This is a genomic window from Salaquimonas pukyongi (assembly GCF_001953055.1).
In the GTDB taxonomy this organism is placed as follows: Bacteria; Pseudomonadota; Alphaproteobacteria; order Rhizobiales; family Rhizobiaceae; genus Salaquimonas; species Salaquimonas pukyongi.
Genome location: NZ_CP019044.1, coordinates 1,645,124 through 1,662,810 on the forward strand (window position 1 = coordinate 1,645,124; position 17,687 = coordinate 1,662,810).

18 protein-coding genes are annotated in these 17,687 nt (G+C 59.9%); 10 read left to right on the top strand and 8 right to left on the bottom strand.

Annotated features, from left to right (window positions below):
- Nucleotides 1-126 precede the first annotated feature (126 nt).
- A complete protein-coding gene (locus BVL55_RS17190) occupies nucleotides 127-249 on the bottom strand; it encodes a hypothetical protein (RefSeq protein ID WP_280161932.1) in 123 nt (40 codons plus the stop codon).
- On the opposite strand from BVL55_RS17190, the gene BVL55_RS08005 reads away from it, so the two are divergent.
- The 6 genes from BVL55_RS08005 (at nucleotide 248) to BVL55_RS08030 (ending at nucleotide 7,267) form a co-directional block, all read left to right on the top strand.
- Nucleotides 248-2,146, top strand: coding sequence for a peptidylprolyl isomerase (locus tag BVL55_RS08005; RefSeq protein WP_075998013.1), 1,899 nt, complete (start codon nucleotides 248-250; stop codon nucleotides 2,144-2,146). The genes BVL55_RS17190 and BVL55_RS08005 overlap by 2 nt on opposite strands.
- A 67-nt stretch (nucleotides 2,147-2,213) precedes the next feature.
- Complete coding sequence (gene trpD / locus BVL55_RS08010; protein WP_075996446.1) at nucleotides 2,214-3,233, top strand: anthranilate phosphoribosyltransferase; 1,020 nt, start codon at nucleotides 2,214-2,216, stop codon at nucleotides 3,231-3,233.
- The gene (gene trpC / locus BVL55_RS08015; RefSeq protein ID WP_075996447.1) at nucleotides 3,233-4,054 is read left to right on the top strand and encodes an indole-3-glycerol phosphate synthase TrpC; all 822 of its coding nucleotides are present in this window, start codon (nucleotides 3,233-3,235) and stop codon (nucleotides 4,052-4,054) included. The genes trpD and trpC overlap by 1 nt, the downstream gene beginning before the upstream one ends.
- Nucleotides 4,055-4,056: 2 nt before the next feature.
- Nucleotides 4,057-4,545: a cyclic pyranopterin monophosphate synthase MoaC gene (gene moaC, locus BVL55_RS08020; RefSeq protein ID WP_075996448.1), complete on the top strand. Its 489-nt coding sequence runs from the start codon at nucleotides 4,057-4,059 to the stop codon at nucleotides 4,543-4,545.
- Nucleotides 4,546-4,563: 18 nt separating this feature from the next.
- Nucleotides 4,564-5,817 (top strand): molybdopterin molybdotransferase MoeA, encoded by a 1,254-nt coding sequence (locus tag BVL55_RS08025; protein WP_244530606.1) that lies wholly within the window; start codon nucleotides 4,564-4,566, stop codon nucleotides 5,815-5,817.
- A 100-nt stretch (nucleotides 5,818-5,917) separates the two neighbouring features.
- A complete protein-coding gene (locus tag BVL55_RS08030) occupies nucleotides 5,918-7,267 on the top strand; it encodes a mechanosensitive ion channel family protein (protein ID WP_075996449.1) in 1,350 nt (449 codons plus the stop codon).
- Between the two features lie 10 nt (nucleotides 7,268-7,277).
- Here BVL55_RS08030 and BVL55_RS08035 read toward each other — a convergent pair whose 3' ends face one another.
- The 4 genes from BVL55_RS08035 to BVL55_RS08050 form a co-directional block, all read right to left on the bottom strand.
- Entirely contained in the window at nucleotides 7,278-7,970 is a 693-nt protein-coding gene (locus BVL55_RS08035; RefSeq protein ID WP_075996450.1) for a thioesterase domain-containing protein, read from the bottom strand.
- A 161-nt stretch (nucleotides 7,971-8,131) separates the two neighbouring features.
- Nucleotides 8,132-8,329 (bottom strand): alpha-hydroxy-acid oxidizing protein, encoded by a 198-nt coding sequence (locus BVL55_RS17315; RefSeq protein WP_083649647.1) that lies wholly within the window; start codon nucleotides 8,327-8,329, stop codon nucleotides 8,132-8,134.
- Nucleotides 8,305-9,351, bottom strand: a complete 1,047-nt coding sequence (locus BVL55_RS08045; RefSeq protein WP_075996451.1) for an alcohol dehydrogenase catalytic domain-containing protein — start codon at nucleotides 9,349-9,351, stop codon at nucleotides 8,305-8,307. Before BVL55_RS08045 ends, BVL55_RS17315 begins: the two co-directional genes overlap by 25 nt.
- A gap of 38 nt (nucleotides 9,352-9,389) precedes the next feature.
- Nucleotides 9,390-10,619, bottom strand: coding sequence for an acyl-CoA dehydrogenase family protein (locus tag BVL55_RS08050; protein WP_075996452.1), 1,230 nt, complete (start codon nucleotides 10,617-10,619; stop codon nucleotides 9,390-9,392).
- Between the two features lie 144 nt (nucleotides 10,620-10,763).
- Between BVL55_RS08050 and BVL55_RS08055 the strand changes: the two genes are divergently transcribed.
- On the top strand, nucleotides 10,764-11,603 hold the full coding sequence (locus BVL55_RS08055; protein ID WP_075996453.1) for an SDR family oxidoreductase: 840 nt from the start codon (nucleotides 10,764-10,766) through the stop codon (nucleotides 11,601-11,603).
- Nucleotides 11,604-11,693: 90 nt separating this feature from the next.
- Nucleotides 11,694-12,605 (top strand): SDR family NAD(P)-dependent oxidoreductase, encoded by a 912-nt coding sequence (locus tag BVL55_RS08060; protein ID WP_075996454.1) that lies wholly within the window; start codon nucleotides 11,694-11,696, stop codon nucleotides 12,603-12,605.
- On the opposite strand, the gene BVL55_RS08065 is transcribed toward BVL55_RS08060, so the two are convergent.
- Together BVL55_RS08065 and BVL55_RS08070 are read right to left on the bottom strand one after the other, a co-directional pair.
- On the bottom strand, nucleotides 12,595-13,344 hold the full coding sequence (locus BVL55_RS08065) for a phosphatase PAP2 family protein (protein WP_075996455.1): 750 nt from the start codon (nucleotides 13,342-13,344) through the stop codon (nucleotides 12,595-12,597). The two genes, BVL55_RS08060 and BVL55_RS08065, sit on opposite strands and share 11 nt — an antisense overlap.
- Nucleotides 13,341-14,831, bottom strand: a complete 1,491-nt coding sequence (locus tag BVL55_RS08070) for an ArnT family glycosyltransferase (RefSeq protein ID WP_075996456.1) — start codon at nucleotides 14,829-14,831, stop codon at nucleotides 13,341-13,343. Before BVL55_RS08070 ends, BVL55_RS08065 begins: the two co-directional genes overlap by 4 nt.
- A 138-nt stretch (nucleotides 14,832-14,969) precedes the next feature.
- Here BVL55_RS08070 and BVL55_RS08075 point away from each other — a divergent pair, with 138 nt between their 5' ends.
- On the top strand, nucleotides 14,970-15,722 hold the full coding sequence (locus tag BVL55_RS08075; RefSeq protein ID WP_075996457.1) for a glycosyltransferase family 2 protein: 753 nt from the start codon (nucleotides 14,970-14,972) through the stop codon (nucleotides 15,720-15,722).
- Nucleotides 15,723-15,728: 6 nt separating this feature from the next.
- On the opposite strand, the gene BVL55_RS08080 is transcribed toward BVL55_RS08075, so the two are convergent.
- The gene (locus BVL55_RS08080; protein ID WP_075996458.1) at nucleotides 15,729-16,460 is read right to left on the bottom strand and encodes a TVP38/TMEM64 family protein; all 732 of its coding nucleotides are present in this window, start codon (nucleotides 16,458-16,460) and stop codon (nucleotides 15,729-15,731) included.
- Nucleotides 16,461-16,629: 169 nt separating this feature from the next.
- Here BVL55_RS08080 and BVL55_RS08085 point away from each other — a divergent pair, with 169 nt between their 5' ends.
- Nucleotides 16,630-17,685 carry a phosphotransferase gene (locus BVL55_RS08085; RefSeq protein ID WP_075996459.1) on the top strand — a complete coding sequence of 352 codons (1,056 nt, stop codon included), beginning with the start codon at nucleotides 16,630-16,632 and terminating at the stop codon, nucleotides 17,683-17,685.
- The last annotated feature ends 2 nt before the right edge of the window (nucleotides 17,686-17,687 follow it).

The following is a 17,687-nucleotide window of genomic DNA, read 5'->3' on the forward strand; positions in this document are numbered from 1 at the left end:
AACCCTGCTGCAACGTTGGAGCACATAAGACTGGCGGCGCGATTACCACAGGCGGCAGCGCCAGATAAAGCCTTCTTGCAAGCCTTGTGGCAGTTTGTCCGGTGAAGAAGACAGCGTACCGGTAAATCAGTCTATCGCAACAAGCCGGTTGAGCCGCGTCACCGCAGACAGTATAGAAACCGCAAAACCCATGAAACCGGCGGCAGCGGGTGCAAGAAGCCCGGCCGCATCAAAAACGGATGTTTTCATGCTCAGCATGCTGCGCGAAGCGACTCGTGGATGGGTCGCCAAAATCCTTCTTGTCCTGCTGGTTGCAAGTTTTGCCGTGTGGGGCGTTTCCGGTTCGATCCTTTCCGGCAACACTGCATCGGTCATTACCGTGGGCGATACCCGCGTCACGCCGATTGAGCTGCGCCTTGCCTATGACCGGCAGCTGAACCAGTTGCAGCGCCAGTTTGGCACCCGGCTGACCCGCGAACAGGCCGACGCCTTCGGCCTGACCGGCAACGTGATCTCGCAGCTTGTCAGCGGCGCCGTGCTTGATGAAGCCGCGCGCAAGATGAAGCTCGGCATTTCTTCCGACCGGCTGGCCGGCATTATCGGCGAAGATGAGACGTTTCGCGATGCCACGGGCCGCTTTTCCCGCGATCAGCTGCGCCGGGCGCTGGCCTCCATCGGCATGAGCGAGGAGGAATATGTCGAAACCCGCAAGGCGGTCGCATTGCGCAACCAGATCATTGAGGCAACCGCCGGCGAAACGCCCCTTCCCGACGCTTATTTCGATCTTTTGTCCGCCTACCAGGGCGAAGAGCGCAAATTCGACTATGTGGTGATCAGCGACGGCGACATTGGGCAGATTGCCGATCCCGATGAAGCGGAGCTCAAGGAATATTACGAAGGCAATCTTGATGCCTACCGGGCACCGGAATTCCGCAAATTGCTGATCGTCAAGCTGGAAGCAGCCGACATCGCCGACGAAGCTGCCATCAGCGACGAGGAAATTGCCGCCGAATACGAGGCACGCAAGGCCTCTTACAGCGAGCCTGAAAAGCGCACGATCCAGCAGCTGGTTTTCACCAGCCGGGAAGAAGCCGAGGCAGCAGCGCAAAAACTGGCGGATGGCGCAAGCTTTGAAAGCCTGCTGGCCGAGCAGGGCAAGACGGCTGGCGATGTCAGTCTTGGCACGCTTGCCAAGGCCGGCATTCCCGATACCGCCATCGCTGAAGCTGCTTTTGCTGCAGCACTCAACACGCCCACCGAGCCGGTGGACGGCCTTTTTGGAACGGCGATCCTCAATGTGACAGAGATCATCCCCGGCAGCACGAAACCGCTCACCGAGGTTGCCGGAGAAATTCGCAGAACACTGGCGCTGGCCAGGGCAGAGGACGAGATATTCGAAACCCATGACCAGTTGGAAGATGAACGCGCTGCCGGTGAAACCCTTCAGAAGGCCGCAGAAATCGTTGGTCTCAAGCCGCGCGTGATTGATGCGGTCGACCGTACAGCCCGCGACAGGCAGGGCAACATCATCTCCGACATTCCCCAGTCGCAGGAAGTGCTTTCGGAAGCCTTTGAAATCGACCCCGGTTTCGAGATCAACGCAATTTCCATTGGCACTGAAGGTTTTGTCTGGGTCGATGTGCTGGAGATCGAGCCCGAGCGCCAGAAGCCCTTTGAAGAAGTGCGCGAACAGGTTGAGGCCGACTGGCTGGAAGCCGAGAAGGCAAAGGCGGTCGCTGCCCTTGCCGAAACCTTTCGTGAGCGCCTTCAATCCGGCGGTGAGTTCAATTCCCTGATCGAGGAACTGATCCCCGCGGGGGATGGTGAAGCGAAAAAAGTGGTTCAGCAAACCCAGGCGCTCAACCGTCTGGCAACGGCGCCCGGCCTGCCCCAACCGGTGATCGCGGCCGGTTTCTCGCAACCTGAGGGCAGCGTTGTCGCACTACAGCGCAATTCGCCGCTCGACTGGGTTGTGCTGCGGGTCGCGGCCGTCAATGCCGGCAGTTCACCGGTCGATGAGGCAGCCCGCAGCGCAGCCGCCCAGCAGGCGGGCGATGACATCGTCAACCAGTTGATTTCGCGCCTGCGACAGGATGAAACCATCACCATAAACCAGCCGGTGATCCGTCAGGTGCTGGCACAATGACCATGAACCGGGCAGAGACCGGTCGTCCGGCAGCCTAAAAAGGCAGCACAAACAACGGAACAGGCAATTGAGTGACTTGAAAACCTATATCGCAAAGGCTGCCGACGGCAACGCGCTGACCCGCGAGGAAACCCAGCAGGCTTTCTCCATCCTGATGTCGGGCGATGCAACGCCTGCCCAGATCGGCGGCTTCCTGATGGCACTTCGCGTTCGCGGTGAAAGCGAAGCCGAATTTGCCGGCGCGGTGGAGGCCATGCGTGCAAAAATGCTGTCGGTCGATGCGCCGGTCGATGCCATCGACATTGTCGGCACCGGCGGCGATGCCAAAGGCTCCCTCAACATTTCGACCGCGACCGCACTGGTGGTTGCCGGCTGCGGGGTCAAGGTCGCCAAGCATGGCAACCGCGCGCTTTCCTCCAAATCGGGCGCTGCAGACGTATTGGCGGCATTGGGAGTGAACCTTGAACTGTCGCCCGGCCAGATTTCAGACTGCATTGAAGATGCCAATGTCGGCTTCATGTTTGCGCCAGCCCACCATTCGGCGATGCGCTTTGTCGGCCCGGCCCGCGCCGAACTTGGCACAAGGACGATCTTCAACCTGCTTGGCCCCATGTGCAATCCGGCCCGCGTCAAGCGTCAGCTTTTGGGCGTCTTTTCTCCCAAATGGCTGATCACCATTGCCAAGGTGCTGGGCGAACTGGGCTCTGAAAAGGTCTGGGTGGTCTATGGCGACGGCTATGACGAGATCACGATTACCGGCAAAACCCAGATGGCGAAATTGGAAAACGGCTCCGTCCTGCCGCAGGAGGTGACGCCGGAAGACTTCGGCTTCAAGGTTCAGCCCGCCGATGCCATCGCCGGCGGCGATGCCCGGTACAATGCCGGCAAGCTTCAGGGGCTTCTCGACGGCGAACCCTCCGCCTATCGTGACATGGTACTGATGAACGCGGCCGCCGCCCTGGTGGTTGCAGATACCGCATCGGACCTTCGCGAGGGTGTGGAAATTGCCGCTGCCGCCGTCGACGAGGGAAAGGCCAATGCGGCGCTGGCAAGGCTGGTCGCCGTTTCAAACCAGGGCACGGCGTGATGGCGGACATCCTGGACAAGATTAAGGCCTACAAGCTCGAGGAAGTCGCCGCAGCAAAAGCTGCCGTCAGCCTTGAAGGCCTGAAGGAACAGATCGCTGCGGGCGAACCGCCGCGCGGCTTTGTTGATGCCCTGAAGGCAAAGCTTGACCGTACCGAATATGCGCTGATCGCCGAAATCAAGAAGGCCAGCCCTTCCAAGGGCCTGATCCGCGCAGATTTTGATCCGCCGGCACTGGCTGCAGCCTACGAGATGGGCGGGGCAGCCTGTCTTTCGGTACTCACCGACCAGCCTTCCTTTCAGGGGAAACCGGAATACCTCACCGCGGCGCGCGCTGCCGTGTCGCTGCCGGCCCTGCGCAAGGACTTTCTCTACGATCCCTATCAGGTGTTTGAAGCCCGTGCCTGGGGTGCAGACTGCATCCTGATCATCATGGCAAGCGTCGGGGACGGCCTTGCCCGGGAACTGGAAGAAACGGCCTTCGCACTGGGCATGGACGTCTTGGTTGAAGTGCATGACGAAGCCGAGCTTGAGCGCGCGCTTGCGCACTTGAAATCCCCGCTGCTCGGCATCAACAACCGCAATCTGAAGACCTTTGAAACCTCCCTGGATACCAGCCGGCGCCTGGCCAAGCTTGTCCCCGAGGGCAGACTGCTGGTTGGCGAAAGCGGGCTGTTTACCCCTGAAGACCTGGCGCAGATGGCCGAAAGCGGCATTCATACCTTCCTGATTGGCGAGAGCCTGATGCGCCAGCAGGACGTGGCGGCTGCGACCCGCAAGCTGCTCAGCGTTCCCCTCGCCGCATCGGGCGGAGCCTGGTAACCATGGCTGACAAGCTGACCCATATCGATTCTTCCGGCACCGCCCGCATGGTGGATGTCGGCGGCAAGGAAGATACCGAGCGCTTTGCATCGGCCTGCGGCACCATCGCCATGAAGGCCGAAACCCTCGACATGATATTGTCCGGCCAGGCCAGGAAGGGCGATGTGCTTGCAACCGCGCGCATTGCCGGCATCATGGCGGCCAAGAAAACCAGCGATCTGATCCCGCTTTGCCATCCCCTTGCACTGACCCAGGTCACCGTTGACATCGAAGAGGACCGGGAACTGCCCGGTCTTTCGGTAACGGCAACGGCGCGCCTTAAGGGCAAGACCGGCGTTGAAATGGAAGCGCTGACCGCCTGTTCGGTCGCTCTCCTGACGGTTTACGACATGGCGAAAGCCGTCGACCGCGGCATGATGATCGGCAATGTCCGCGTTAGCGAAAAATCCGGCGGCAAGTCAGGCCACTGGAAATCCGGTTCCAGCGGATAAATCAGGCGGTAAGCGGCCTTGGCTGACAACAACAACATTCTTCATCAAGGTCTGGTGCCCGCGCAAAAGGCGCTGCAACTGGTTCTGGAAGGTGCGGCAGCCAGGGATTTCGAACCCGTGCTGCTGAAAGAAACCAATGGCCGTGTGCTGGCAAGGGACCTTGCCGCCAACCGCACCCAGCCGCCCTTCCCGGCTTCCGCCATGGATGGCTATGCCGTGCGCCATACCGACCTTTCCCCCTCAAAAACCGTGCTGGAAATCATCGGGGAAGCGGCCGCCGGTCACCCCTTTGCCGGTGAACTGACACCCGGCACGGCGGTCCGCATTTTTACCGGTGCACCAGTGCCGGACGGCGCCGACACCATCATCATCCAGGAAAACACCACCCGGAACGGCGACCGCGTTGAAGTGTTGCAGCCCGCCGACAAGGGCAAGTTCGTGCGCCCTGCCGGGCTCGATTTTGCCCAGGGCGATGTGCTCTTGAAGGCCGGCACGGTCATCGATGCCCAAAGCCTGTCGCTGGCAGCCGCCATGAACCATGCCGAACTGCCGGTGTGGAAAAAGCCGGTTGTCGCGGTGCTTGCCACCGGCGATGAACTGGTTTTGCCGGGCGAGCAACTGGGCGAAGGGCAGATTCTTGCCTCCAATACCTTCGGCATTGCCGCCATCGCCCGCCAAGCCGGCGGCAGCGTGATCGATCTTGGCATCGCAAGGGACACGCTCGATGACCTGACGGCACGGATCGGCAAAGCGCTTGACAATGGTGCGGACCTGATCGTTACCACCGGCGGCGCCTCGGTTGGCGACCACGATCTGGTCAAGCCCGCCATGGAGCATTTCGGTTTCACTTTCTCCTTTGTCAAAATCGCCATGCGGCCCGGCAAGCCGGTCATGTTCGGCAAAGCCAGGATTGGCGGCAAGGAACGCCGCTTTCTGGGCCTGGCCGGCAACCCCGTTTCAAGCCTGGTTTCCGGCCACATCTTCATGCGCCCGCTGATCCGCCTGCTGGGCGGATACGATGCAGCAACGGTGATGCCGGTTTCCGGCAAACTGGAAGTTGCAATGGGGCAAAACGACGAGCGCGAGGATTACATCAGGGCAACTGCCCGCCGCAACGCCGATGGCAAACTGCTGGTCGCGCCCTTTCCCAAGCAGGACTCCTCCATGCTGGCCACGCTTTCAAAGGCCGATTGCCTGATCATCCGGCCGGTTCATGCACCGCCAGCGGCGGTGGGGGACGGTGTCCCGGTGATCCTGCTGCGCAATGTCTGAACAGGCGCGTCTTCCTTGCCATGCAAGGCCGGTTTGACAGGCGGCCCAATTCCGCGTTGATTGGGTCAGGAATGCCACCGGTCAGTTGCCAGGGAGTTACATGGAAACCGCACTGCTTGCGATCCAACTGAAGCTGAAATCGCTCTGGTTCTATCTCTATACGCCCTGGACCGTCTATCAGGTCGCCATCGTTGTCGCCTGCTTCCTGCTTGCCCGCAGCGCCGCGCGCCTGATCGAACCCCGAATGGAGGAATGGGCGCGCACCATCAAGGGCAATCCCGACCTGCTGCGGGTCCTGGCGGCCCTGATGCGGCGGCTTACCTGGGTGTTTTTCATTCCCATGGCCTGGGTCTCGGCCATTCTTATCAGGCAATACACCTGGCCTTCGCGGGCCTGGATCGTGGATGTGTCGGTCAAGCTTGCCGCCGCCTGGCTGATCATCGCTGTCCTCTCACGCATCATTCGCAGCCGGTTTTTCGCCCGCACAGTGACCATTGTCGGCTGGTCGATTGCCGCCCTGAGCCTGACCAATACCTTCGGCACGGTCATGCTGGCGCTCGATTCCTTTGCCTTCAACCTTGGCGAATTCCGCCTTTCGGCGTTTGCCGTCATCAAGGGCATCGTGCTGCTGGTCGGGCTGATCTGGCTGGCCTCGCTGCTGGGCAATTTCGTCGATGCCCGCATTCAGCGGGTCGAGGATTTGACCCCTTCGCTGCGGGTTCTGACTGGCAAGGTGGTCAAGATCACGCTGATGATTGTCGCCGTGGCCGCCGCCCTGTCGGCCATTGGCCTTGATCTGACGGCGCTTACCGTCTTTTCAGGAGCCGTGGGCGTGGGCATCGGTTTCGGCCTGCAGAAAGTCGTCTCCAACTTCATCTCCGGCATCATCATCCTGCTCGACAAGTCGATCAAACCCGGCGACACAATTTCCCTTGGCGAAACCTTCGGCTGGATCCGCGAATTGCGCGCCCGGTTTGTCTCCGTCGTTACCCGAGACGGCAAGGAATTCCTCATTCCCAATGAGGATTTCATCACCCAGCAGGTGGTCAACTGGTCGTTTTCCGATGATCTGGTACGCCTCGATGTGCCCTTCGGCGTATCCTATGACAGCGACCCCCATGAGGTGACCCGCGTAGCACTGTCCTGTCTTGAAGACCTCGACCGCGTTTCCAAGCTGAAAAAACCGGTGTGCTGGATGACGGAATTCGGCGATTCCTCGATCAACTTCGTGCTGCGCTTCTGGATTCGCGATCCCCAGAACGGGCTGACCAACATCCGCGGAACCGTTTTGCTGTCGCTGTGGGACAAATTGAAGGAAGCGGACATTGCCATCCCCTTCCCTCATCGCGAGGTGATTTTCAGAACCCCGCTGGAAGTTGCTTCCAGCGGCCAGAAGAATGCCCCACGCCCACAGCCCCGCCGCAAGTCAGCGGCAAAAGGCGATACCTGATAGCAGGGGTTTATTCGGCGGGCGAAAGCGTGCCGGGCTGCGCCACCGCATCGACACTGCGGCTTGCCGGGCTGGAAAGCGCATTGTCCAGCGCATAGGCGCGCAAGGTGACCGGTTCGCGAATGCCCCGGTCGATGTCATCCACCTGCCAGATTGCCGAAAGCATGGCATTGTGGACCTTTTTCGAGTTGTCCATCGTCGTGTGAATCTGGCCAAAGACGTGATTATTGGTCACCACCGCCTTCTGCCCCCTGGTGACGGGCAACAACCCGTAAACGGGAAACAGCGAATAGAAATTTTCCGCCCACATCACACCCTCCGGCACCGTGCCGACGGGGCCTGGAATGTCGATCAGGCCGAGATAGGAAACCTTGACCCCTTCCTTGCGTAACTGGGCTGCCGTGGTAATCGCCGCCAGCGCACCCATGGAATGGCCCAGCAGCGCCACAGACCGCGGCTTGCGCTTGCGGATATCGGCAAGTGCTCCCACCGCATTCTGCCAGCGATAGACATCGGCATGAATGCCGCTTTCGCGGATCTTGTCGCGCAGATCGTCCATCCCCTGGCTGAAAGTCAGCCGGTCCGCCACGAAGGAGAAATCGCCCGCACCGCGAAACAGATAGACCTCCACTGCCTGTGCCGGCACAAAGGCCGACATCAGCGCAGAGGCGGCAAACAGGATACGCAATACTGGCTTGATCATTTCCCCACTCCGGATTTTTGTGCTGCCGACCTAGCCAGCCGAAACTGTCTAAAATCGGGCAGAAATAAATCATGCCCTGTTAGGGTTAAGTGCAGCCAAACAAAGGTGGTTAGCAGCCGGTTAACGCCAGCGGCCCGGCCGCGCGTTGCTCAGGTGTTGAGTCAGAGGGCAGACAGCCTGCGCAAATCCGCCAGCGTTGAAACGCCCAGCTGCATCATGTTGTTGGCAAGGTCGGTGGCAAGAATATGGCTGACATGGTCAGCGCCTGCTTCGCCATGGGCGGCAACACCGTAAAGATAGGGCCGGCCGGCAAGAACGAAATCGGCGCCATCGCCTATGACCTGCCCGGCACCAGCAATACCTTGCCGGTATTTTCACCGGCAAGAAGTCCTGGCAGTTCCTTCAGGGCGTCCCCAAGCGCCACCCGGGCAGAAACCTGCGTTTGCCAGGCACCGCTGGCAAAGCGCCGTTGAACGGCGCGGGTCGTCTTCATCTTGGTCAACAGCGAGGTACTGCCAAGCCAGGTGACAAGCCAGAAGCCTTCAATCTGTTTGCGCATGAAGATGAACTGGCCGGGCTCCCTGACGGTGGTCGGTTCATCGGTCAACCGGCCATAGATCACCCAGCGCGCATCGCGGCCCATCGCATCGAATATTTCCGCCGAAACAGGCCCCGTCACCGCGTCGAGAAACAGGACCGGCTTTTCTGCCTTGCACAATGCTGCAAATTCCCGGGCAAAAGCCTTCGTTTCGCTGTTGAGTACATGGGCAGCGCCCAGTTCCTTCAAAGGGCCGATCTGGCTGTCTCGGCGCACCACGCCGATGGCGCTATAACCCTCATCGCGGGCAAGGCCAGCCATCAGCTTGCACAACTGGCTGGCCGCCGCCGACATGACGAACGCCTTTGACCCCGACCGCTTGACCATGTCGAACATCGCATAGGCCGTCAGCGGGTTGACGATCATTGCCGCACCATCCTCGTCGCGCACATCCTTGCGCAAGGCAATGCAAGTCGCCGCATCGGCCAGTACGTAAGGTGCCCAACTGCCCGAGCTTCGCGCCACGAACGCGACCCGCTTGCCCTTCATCATGGCGGCCATAAACCCGCCGCCGGAAGCAACCACATCGCCGACGGCTTCAAATCCCGCCGGCTGGCCCTTGATGCGCGGCTGGCCATAGCTGCCCTGAATGAACATCACATCGGACGGATTGACCGACGAACAGCGCATCTTCACCAGCACCTGTCCTTTGCGCGGACGGGGCACATCGACTTCTTTATAGGCAAGAAACGGCGCAAGGCTTTTCGGCGAATAGCTTGCCGGCTTGTCCGAAAACCCGTCCTGCTTGAGCACCAGTGCCTTCATCCGTTCAGGCAGCGTCATTGCCATCTCCCCTGACCATCCTTTTTGTGGCGTCCTTCTTAGAACTTTTCCTGGCTGTATTTCTTCAGTTCCGTACGCGCCACCTGCCGCCGGTGCACCGCGTCCGGCCCGTCGGCAAGCCGCAGCGTGCGCACATGCTTCCAGGAATGAGCGAGCGTCGTATCCTGGGAAATTCCCTGTGCCCCATGGACCTGCACCGCCTCATCGATGACTTTCAGCGCCATCAGCGGCGCCACCACCTTGATCTGTGATATCCATGGCGCAGCAGCGCGCGCATCGCCCTGATCCATCATCCAAGCCGCCTTCAGGCACAGCAATCTGGCCTGTTCGATTTCCATGCGGCAATTGGCGATGATGTCGTAATTGGCGCCCAGATGGGCAATCGGCTTGCCGAAAGCCTCGCGCTGAAGCGAGCGCCGGCACATCAGTTCAAGCGCATTTTCGGCCTGCCCGATCGCCCGCATGCAGTGATGGATGCGCCCCGGCCCAAGCCGGCCCTGGGCGATTTCAAATCCGCGCCCCTCGCCCAGCAACAGGTTTTCAGCCGGGACCCGCACATCCTTGAAGCGGATATGCAGATGGCCGTGCGGCGCATCGTCCATGCCGTAGACTGCCATAGGCCGCAGCTTTTCAATGCCCTTGGAAGCCGCATCGACCAGTATCATCGAGTGCTGCTGATGGCGGGAGCGGCCCTCACTGGGCGTGTGCACCATGACGATGTAAACCGCGCAGCGCGGATCGCCTGCCCCCGATGACCACCATTTTTCGCCGTTAAGCACATACGCATCGCCATCCCTGATGCAGGACATGGCAATGTTGGTGGCGTCCGACGAGGCAACGTCAGGCTCCGTCATCAGATAGGCTGAGCGGATTTCGCCTTCGAGCAGTGGCGCGAGCCATTTTTCCTTGTGATCGGGGCTGCCATAGCGCTCGAGCACTTCCATATTGCCGGTATCGGGCGCATTGCAGTTGAAAACCTCGGCGGCTAGATGGGATTTCCCCATTTCCTCGGCAAGATAGGCATATTCCACCGTTGTCAGCCCGTAGCCCCTTTGCGAATCGGTAAGCCAGAAGTTCCAAAGCCCGCGCTTTTTCGCCGTTGCCTTCAAGCCTTCCAGAATCTCTTTCTGGCGCTCCGTGTAGGCCCAGCGGTCACCCTTTTCCACCTCGGCCAGAAACTCCGCGTCCAGCGGCCTGATCTCGTCGGCGATCATGCCCGCCACCTGTTCATGGATCGGTTTCAGCCGTTCCGTCATTCCAAGGTCCATCAAAACCCTCCTGCAGACAGCCTGCACCTGCAAAGCTGTAAACAACCTCTATTGTCCCCTTTACGTAACAGGTAAAATCGGTCCCTACTAGCGCCATCCCGGCCCGGCCGGAAACCCCGGCGGGTTCGATGCAAAGGAAATCCGATGACCATCTGTGAAAGGCTGTTTTCGCTCGACGGAAAAGTGGCTCTGGTAACCGGCGGCGCCAGCGGCATAGGCCGCATGATCGCAACCGCGCTGGTGGAGGCTGGCGCCAAAGTCATGATCGCATCCCGCAAAACCGAAGAATGCGAAAAAGTGGCTGAGGCGCTCAACGCCCTGGCAAAGGAAACAGGCTGCGGCGGGTCGGCGGAAGGCTTCGGCGGCGATGTGGCAACCCGGGATGGCGTGCTTGCCCTTGTGCAAGAAGTCAAGCACCGCACGGATACCCTCCACATCCTGTTCAACAATGCCGGCACCACCTGGGGCGAACCCGTTGACACCTTTCCCTATGAAGCGTGGAGCCGGGTATTCGACGTCAACGTCACCGGCCTGTTCAACCTGACGCGCGAACTGCTGCCGCTGCTGGAAAAATCTGCATCCGCACAAGACCCTGCCCGCGTCGTGAACATCGGTTCGGTCATGGGTTCGTCCCCCTATGGCGATGGCGCCTATTCCTATGCCGCCTCCAAGGCAGCCGTGCATCATCTCACCCGCATTCTCGGCAAGGAACTTGCTCACCGCCACATCACTTTCAACGCCTTCGCACCAGGCCCTTTTCCCTCGAAGATGACCGCCTTTGCCACGGGTTCGCGGGAAAAGGCGGAAGTTACCGGAAAGTCGGTGCCGCTTGGACGCATCGGCAGGCCCGATGACATCGCTGCCGCGACCCTCTATCTGTGCGGTCCCGGAGGGAGTTACGTAACGGGCGCTATTCTTCCCATCGATGGCGGCGTTCATGTCACAACGGGTCCGGACCTGTTTGAAGAAGCAGCCAGCATGTAGGTTGGACCATCGGCAGAAAACGCCTTGCTCGCGCCGAAAATATGCACGCTATAAGCAAATAATTTCAAATCTTTAAGAGGTTTTCTTCACATGACAATTGAGTTTAATGGCCAAGTCGCCATCGTGACCGGCGCCGGCAACGGCCTTGGCAAGAGCCATGCCATGGAACTTGCCCGCCGTGGCGCCAAGGTCGTGGTCAACGATTTCGGCGGTGCCCGCGACGGTTCCGGCGGTTCATTGACACCGGCAGAAGAAGTGGTGGCTCAAATCGAGGCTGCGGGCGGTAAAGCCATTGCCAACGGCGCCAATGTCGCCAGCATCGAGGATACCGGCCAGATGGTGGCTGATGCCGTCGCCAAATGGGGCCGGGTTGATGTGCTGATCAACAATGCCGGCATCCTGCGCGACCGCAGCTTCGGCAAGATGTCGGACAGCGAATGGGACGCCGTCGTTGCGGTTCACATGACCGGCTCGGCAAACTGCGCCCGCTCGGTCTGGAACCAGATGAAGGAACAGGGCTATGGCCGTATCCTGATGACAACGTCGACCTCCGGCATCTACGGAAATTTCGGCCAGGCCAATTACGGCGCTGCAAAAATGGGCGTCATCGGCCTGATGAACACGCTGTGCATTGAAGGCATGAAAAGCGACATCCGCATCAATTGCCTGGCACCGACCGCCGCAACCCGCATGACCGAAGACATCATGAGCGAGGAAATGCTGGCCGCCCTCGATCCCAGGCATGTCACCCCTGCGGCGATTTACATGGTCAGCCGCAAGGCGCCCAACAGAACCGTGATGTTCGCCGGTGGCGGGACGTTTTCAAAGCTTGAAATCCGCGAGAGCAAGGGAGTTTTTCTGGCCGAAGATGATCGCAATGCCGATGGCGTTGCAGAAAACTTCAGCCGTATCGCCGACATGGCCGAGCCGGACCACTTTTCCCACGGCAATGAGCACATCGCCAAGGTGCTGACCAATGCCAGCAAGGCAGTCAGTTCCTAGTGGCAGAACCCCTGCCGCCGTCCGCAAGCACGATGTAGCGGTAGAGGATGGCCGCAATGGCGATCATGAAAATCCCGGCAAACACCGTGTCGGAGGGAAAGTGCCCGCCCTGCCCGACCCGCATATAGGATGCAAAAAACCAGGCCGGAAGCAGCAATGCGGCAAACAGCTTGCGCCATTTCGGCAAGATGAACATCAGCGACGCCACCACCATCACCATGGAGGAGACCTCGCCGCTGACGAAGGAGCAATTGTCCACACATTCCCCGCCACTTTCGAACAGCGGCTTGAAATCGAATTCGCCGCCAAATTCGCTCACCGTGCGCGGTCTGGGCCGGCCCACATGATCCTTCAGGATGATGTTGGTTACCAGCAGCGGACCGATCAGCGAGGTAAGCAGCAGATAAAGCCACTGCACCGGCAAGAGTCTCCAGAACCGTTCGCGGTGGTAGAGCGCGCCGATGATCCCGGCGGTGACCAGCGCATAAAACAGGCCATAGCCGGTCATGGTGATACGCCGCAGGGTTGACCACAGATCACTGCCGCGCAAATCAAATCTGCCATCGTTGTAAAGTGCCTGCGTCAGCACAATGTCGAGCTGCGGCCGGCCCAAAAACGCCAGCGCCGCCAACAGGCCGGCAACAGAGACTGCCAGCAAGACAAACCAGGCGAACCGCCGCTCTGCGGCTAGCCGGCCTGCGTCAAACCCATGCCGCCAGATGGATTGCACGCCGCTCATGGCCGGTAACCTTTCAGAACAAAAATGCGCCGCTGTTTGTCACTGCCCGCATATTCCGGAATTTCACCTGCCAACCGCACAGTCGTGAACCGGCTGGCAACAGCTTCCGGCACGCCCGGACTGCTGGTTGGAAAGATGAAATCCTCGCCCTGCAAATCCGGCCGGTCCTGAAGCGCCCGCGTCAGCTCGAAATGATCGCCCGGGCCATTCCCTTCCCGCCAGGCATAAACGGTGAGCGGTTCTTCGCGCAGGTAATAAATCAGCGTTGCCGAGCGTTTGCGGCTGCCGGAAAGAACGTTTGCAATGCCTTCGGCGCGCGCCACCTCGCCAACACCGGCAGCCAGCTCCGGCCCGCCCCACATGCGGCTGAAGGGGTTCTGTTTTTCTGACAGCGGCAATTGCCCGGGCCCGGCAAATCCCACCAGAACCGCAATGGCAGCAAAAACCGCCCAATGGATACCGTTTGACAGGCGCATCCACAATTGCGGCATACGGCGTATGAACAACTCGCTGACCAGCAGCAGGGCGGCGGGAAAGGCGGTTGCCGCCCAATTGGCAAACGCCTTGCTCATGATTGCCTGAAACGAGATCAGCACCAGGACCGGCAGCGAAAAGGCAATCAACAGCTTCTGTTCGCTGCTTGCCCCCTCGCGCCACAGCCGGATGAGCGCGATCAGGTAGACGGCAAAAACGATTGGGCCGGCAACCGCAAATTGCGAACCGATAAACTCACCAAGCCCGGCCAGGTTGGGAAAATGCCCGCCCCAACCAATGTTGTCGCCGGTATGGGTGACGGTGGTGAACTGGTTTTGCGATTGCCAGACGACGTTGGGAATCAAAAACGCCAACCCCGCCGCAAAGGCGGTCCAAAGCTTCCAGTCCTTCAGCAAACCGCGCCCCTCCTTCGACAACATGCCGAAGAGCACAAAACACAGCGCAAAATAGGCCATGGCGTATTTCGCATTAAGCCCCAGCCCAAACGCTATCGCCAGAACAAACAGCCATTTGGCGTGCCGATCCTGCCGGTAGCAGATGAGCGCCCAAAGCGCCGCCGACCAGCAGAGCAGCAGCGGCACATCGGTCGAAACCAGCGTGGCGGAAAGCGAAACCGCAGGCAGCAGCAGCCATCCGATACCTGCAACCAGCGCGATGCGCGCATTGAACAAGGCCGCGCCACACAAAAACACGAAAAACCCGGTCAGGGTGTGCAGAACGGGCGATGCCAGCCGCACGCAGAATTCGCTGTCACCGCACACACCGGTGAAAGCGGCGATGACAAAGGCAAGCAGCGGTGGTTTGGAAAAATAACCGAAGGCCGGTTCCTTCGCCCAAACCCAGTATTGCGCTTCGTCGAAAAACAGCGGCGCACTGTTGAACCACAGCGAAACAAGGCGCACCAGCAGGATCAGCGCCGCGACAAGCCAGAAGCGCCTTGCCATGACGGATGCGCTGCCAGCGTGTTGTCCTTCAGCGTGGATGGTGTTCATTCGGACCTTCTTGCCCGGCAGTTCGGCGATCGTTTCGCGTCCCTTGCGAATTCGTGGCGTCTATGGGATGGAAGCGCCAAACTGTCAACAAGACCAGCCCGCACCCTTCGTTCAATCCGTAATTGTTTTGGTACCTTTATGGCCAGCGCCCGAAAAACCGTTTCCGTCGTCATTCCGGTCTACAATGAGGAAGGCAATATCGGCCGCCTCGTTGAGGAGACCCATGGCGCCGTGGCGCCTGCAAGTCTTGGCGAAATCATCGTTGTCGATGACTGTTCGTCCGACAAGGGACCGCAAGAGGTGCTTGCCATTGCCCGAAAGCGCAAGAAAGTCCGCCTGATACGCCATCTTGAAAACGCCGGCCAGAGCGCAGCGCTCAGAACCGGCATTCTGGCTGCCAACCATGCCCTGATCGCAACGCTCGATGGGGATGGCCAGAACGATCCCGCCGATCTGCCTGCAATGATCAGCGCCATTGCGCCCGCCGGCAAGGAGGATGGCCCGGCCCTCATCGGTGGCATCCGCGTCAACCGCAAGGACACCGGCTCCAAACGCTGGGCCTCACGCGCCGCCAACAAGATTCGCGACTGGGTCTTGCGCGATGATTGCCCGGATACCGGCTGCGGCATCAAGGTTTTCTGGCGTGAGGCGTTTTTGAAACTGCCGTTCTTCACCTCGGTCCACCGCTATTTGCCAGCCCTGTTCCAGACCTATGGTTACAAGACGGACTATGTTCCCGTGAACTCCCGGGAGCGGCTTGCCGGCATATCGAAATACAACAATTTCAACCGTGCGCTGATCGGTTTTTATGATCTGTTCGGGGTGTCCTGGCTGCGGCGGCGCACCAAACACCCGCCAGTGCGGGAAGAAAAGGTAGGTGAGGAAAAATAACCGGCCTCAACCGGCCCCGGTTTTTTTCCCGCTCTTGCGCTCCGCCCGGATCTGGCGCCGGTATCGGCCGTAAATCCAAAGGCCGGCAATCATCAATACGGCAAACAGGCCGATGCCCAGCGCAACCTGCCAGCCGGCTCCCACGTCGACGCCGCTGCCCATCAGCGCAAAAACCGCCATTTGCGGGATATAGCCGGCGATGGATGCCATCACGAACGCAAAAAGCGGTACGCCGGTAACGCCGGCCGCCAGATTGGTCAAGAGATTGGAGCCGACCGGCAACAGTCGAATGATGAGGGTTGTCGTTACCGGGTGCTGGCGCCAGTATTCAAAGGCAATGTCCACCCGCCCCCTGATCACCTGTCGCGCCTTCGTCTCCAATACCCGGGCAATGAGCGCTGCCAGCGCACAGCCAAGCCCGGCCGCAAGGGTCGAGACGGCAAGCCCGGTCCAAAGCCCGAAGAAATACGCACCGAAAAACGCCACCGCCTGACGCGGACCGCCAATGGCGGTAAACAGCATGCCGGCGGAAAGATAGGCAAGCTTGCCCTGATACCACCGGGCATTGGCCTGGTCGTTGAAATCGACCCACTGGGCAAGCCCCTCGAAGTCGATTGACTTGGCCAGATAGCCTACTGCCAGAATAACGCCAAGCGCCAGCCCGGCCTTGGCAAGGCGGGCGATGCCGATCTGCCGGAAGGCTCTTAGGGCGGGTTCGACGAAATTTGCGGCGGACATTCAGCTACGCGTTAAACCAGATCACGGACTCATAAACAGGATCGAAATGCTTGGCATGAGGGGTTTTGTCACCTTTTTTGGGCGGTTTCAAACCGCCAGCCGATGCTGCTTGACGCAAGGCGGGCCGGGCGTCAAGTTTGAACCGTGATGGAAGGGAGAACGAGACGGAATGGATGATGCGGTAAACCAGCTCGACAGCGCAGCGCTTTCCCCCTGGCTTGAAAGCCATGTCGACGGCTTTCATGACCTGATGGAGATCCGCAAGTTCACGGGCGGTCAATCCAATCCGACCTATCTGATCATCGCCCAGAGCGGCAAATATGTTCTGAGGGCCAAACCACCCGGAGAACTGTTGAAGTCCGCCCATCAGGTGGATCGCGAATACCGTGTCATGAAGGCGCTGGGTGCAACCGCCGTGCCCGTGCCGCGCATGTTTGCGCTGAGCAGTGAGGACAGCCCCATCGGGCGGATGTTCTTCGTGATGGAATATCTGGACGGACACATTTTCTGGGACCCGGCTTTGCCGGAAATCCATGAGTTTCACGGCGAAAAAGCACCGGAGCGGCGGGCACTGATCTACGACCGCATGAATGCGGCCATGGCCAAACTCCATGATGTGGATGTCGAAGCGGCTGGTCTTGGCGATTTCGGCAAGCCGGGCAACTATTTCGAGCGGCAACTGGCACGATGGACCCAGCAATATGCCGCCAGCGAGGTCGACCGCAACGAGGAACTTCACCATCTCATCGACTGGCTCGGCGCCAACATGCCCGAGGATGACGGCAGGATATCGCTGGTTCACGGCGATTTCCGCATCGACAACATGGTCTTCAGCCATGATGCCCATGAAATTCTCGGCATTCTCGACTGGGAACTGTCGACCCTTGGCCACCCCCTGGCCGACCTTGCCTATCAGTGCATGCAATGGCGCCTGCCCCATCAGGGCGGCTTTCGCGGCCTGGGCGGGCTTGACCGCGCCGCCCTCGGCCTTCCGTCTGAAGAAGACTATGTTGCTGCCTATTGCCGCCGCCGAAACATCGAAAGACCCGGCAACTGGCCGTTTTACGTCGCCTTCTGCTTTTTCCGCATCGCCGCCATCCTGCAAGGGGTCTACAAGCGCTCGCTCGACGGCAATGCCTCCAACCCGCAAAAGGCGCGCGAATATGGCAAGGCGGTTCCCGTATTGGGAAAAATGGCCGTGGAGATGATAAACAAGGGCAGTTAGAG

Excerpts from the sequence above, each read along its gene's own strand:
- BVL55_RS08050 (WP_075996452.1), bottom strand. The coding sequence starts at position 10,619 with ATGGACCTTGGAATGACGGAACGGCTGAAACCGATCCATGAACAGGTG.
- BVL55_RS08075 (WP_075996457.1), top strand. The coding sequence starts at position 14,970 with ATGGCCAGCGCCCGAAAAACCGTTTCCGTCGTCATTCCGGTCTACAAT.
- BVL55_RS08055 (WP_075996453.1), top strand. The coding sequence starts at position 10,764 with ATGACCATCTGTGAAAGGCTGTTTTCGCTCGACGGAAAAGTGGCTCTG.
- BVL55_RS08065 (WP_075996455.1), bottom strand. The coding sequence starts at position 13,344 with ATGAGCGGCGTGCAATCCATCTGGCGGCATGGGTTTGACGCAGGCCGG.
- BVL55_RS08060 (WP_075996454.1), top strand. The coding sequence starts at position 11,694 with ATGACAATTGAGTTTAATGGCCAAGTCGCCATCGTGACCGGCGCCGGC.
- BVL55_RS08070 (WP_075996456.1), bottom strand. The coding sequence starts at position 14,831 with ATGAACACCATCCACGCTGAAGGACAACACGCTGGCAGCGCATCCGTC.
- BVL55_RS17190 (WP_280161932.1), bottom strand. The coding sequence starts at position 249 with ATGAAAACATCCGTTTTTGATGCGGCCGGGCTTCTTGCACCCGCTGCC.
- BVL55_RS08005 (WP_075998013.1), top strand. The coding sequence starts at position 248 with ATGCTCAGCATGCTGCGCGAAGCGACTCGTGGATGGGTCGCCAAAATC.
- BVL55_RS08035 (WP_075996450.1), bottom strand. The coding sequence starts at position 7,970 with ATGATCAAGCCAGTATTGCGTATCCTGTTTGCCGCCTCTGCGCTGATG.
- BVL55_RS08080 (WP_075996458.1), bottom strand. The coding sequence starts at position 16,460 with ATGTCCGCCGCAAATTTCGTCGAACCCGCCCTAAGAGCCTTCCGGCAG.
- BVL55_RS08085 (WP_075996459.1), top strand. The coding sequence starts at position 16,630 with ATGGATGATGCGGTAAACCAGCTCGACAGCGCAGCGCTTTCCCCCTGG.
- BVL55_RS08045 (WP_075996451.1), bottom strand. The coding sequence starts at position 9,351 with ATGACGCTGCCTGAACGGATGAAGGCACTGGTGCTCAAGCAGGACGGG.
- moaC (WP_075996448.1), top strand. The coding sequence starts at position 4,057 with ATGGCTGACAAGCTGACCCATATCGATTCTTCCGGCACCGCCCGCATG.
- trpC (WP_075996447.1), top strand. The coding sequence starts at position 3,233 with ATGGCGGACATCCTGGACAAGATTAAGGCCTACAAGCTCGAGGAAGTC.
- BVL55_RS08030 (WP_075996449.1), top strand. The coding sequence starts at position 5,918 with ATGGAAACCGCACTGCTTGCGATCCAACTGAAGCTGAAATCGCTCTGG.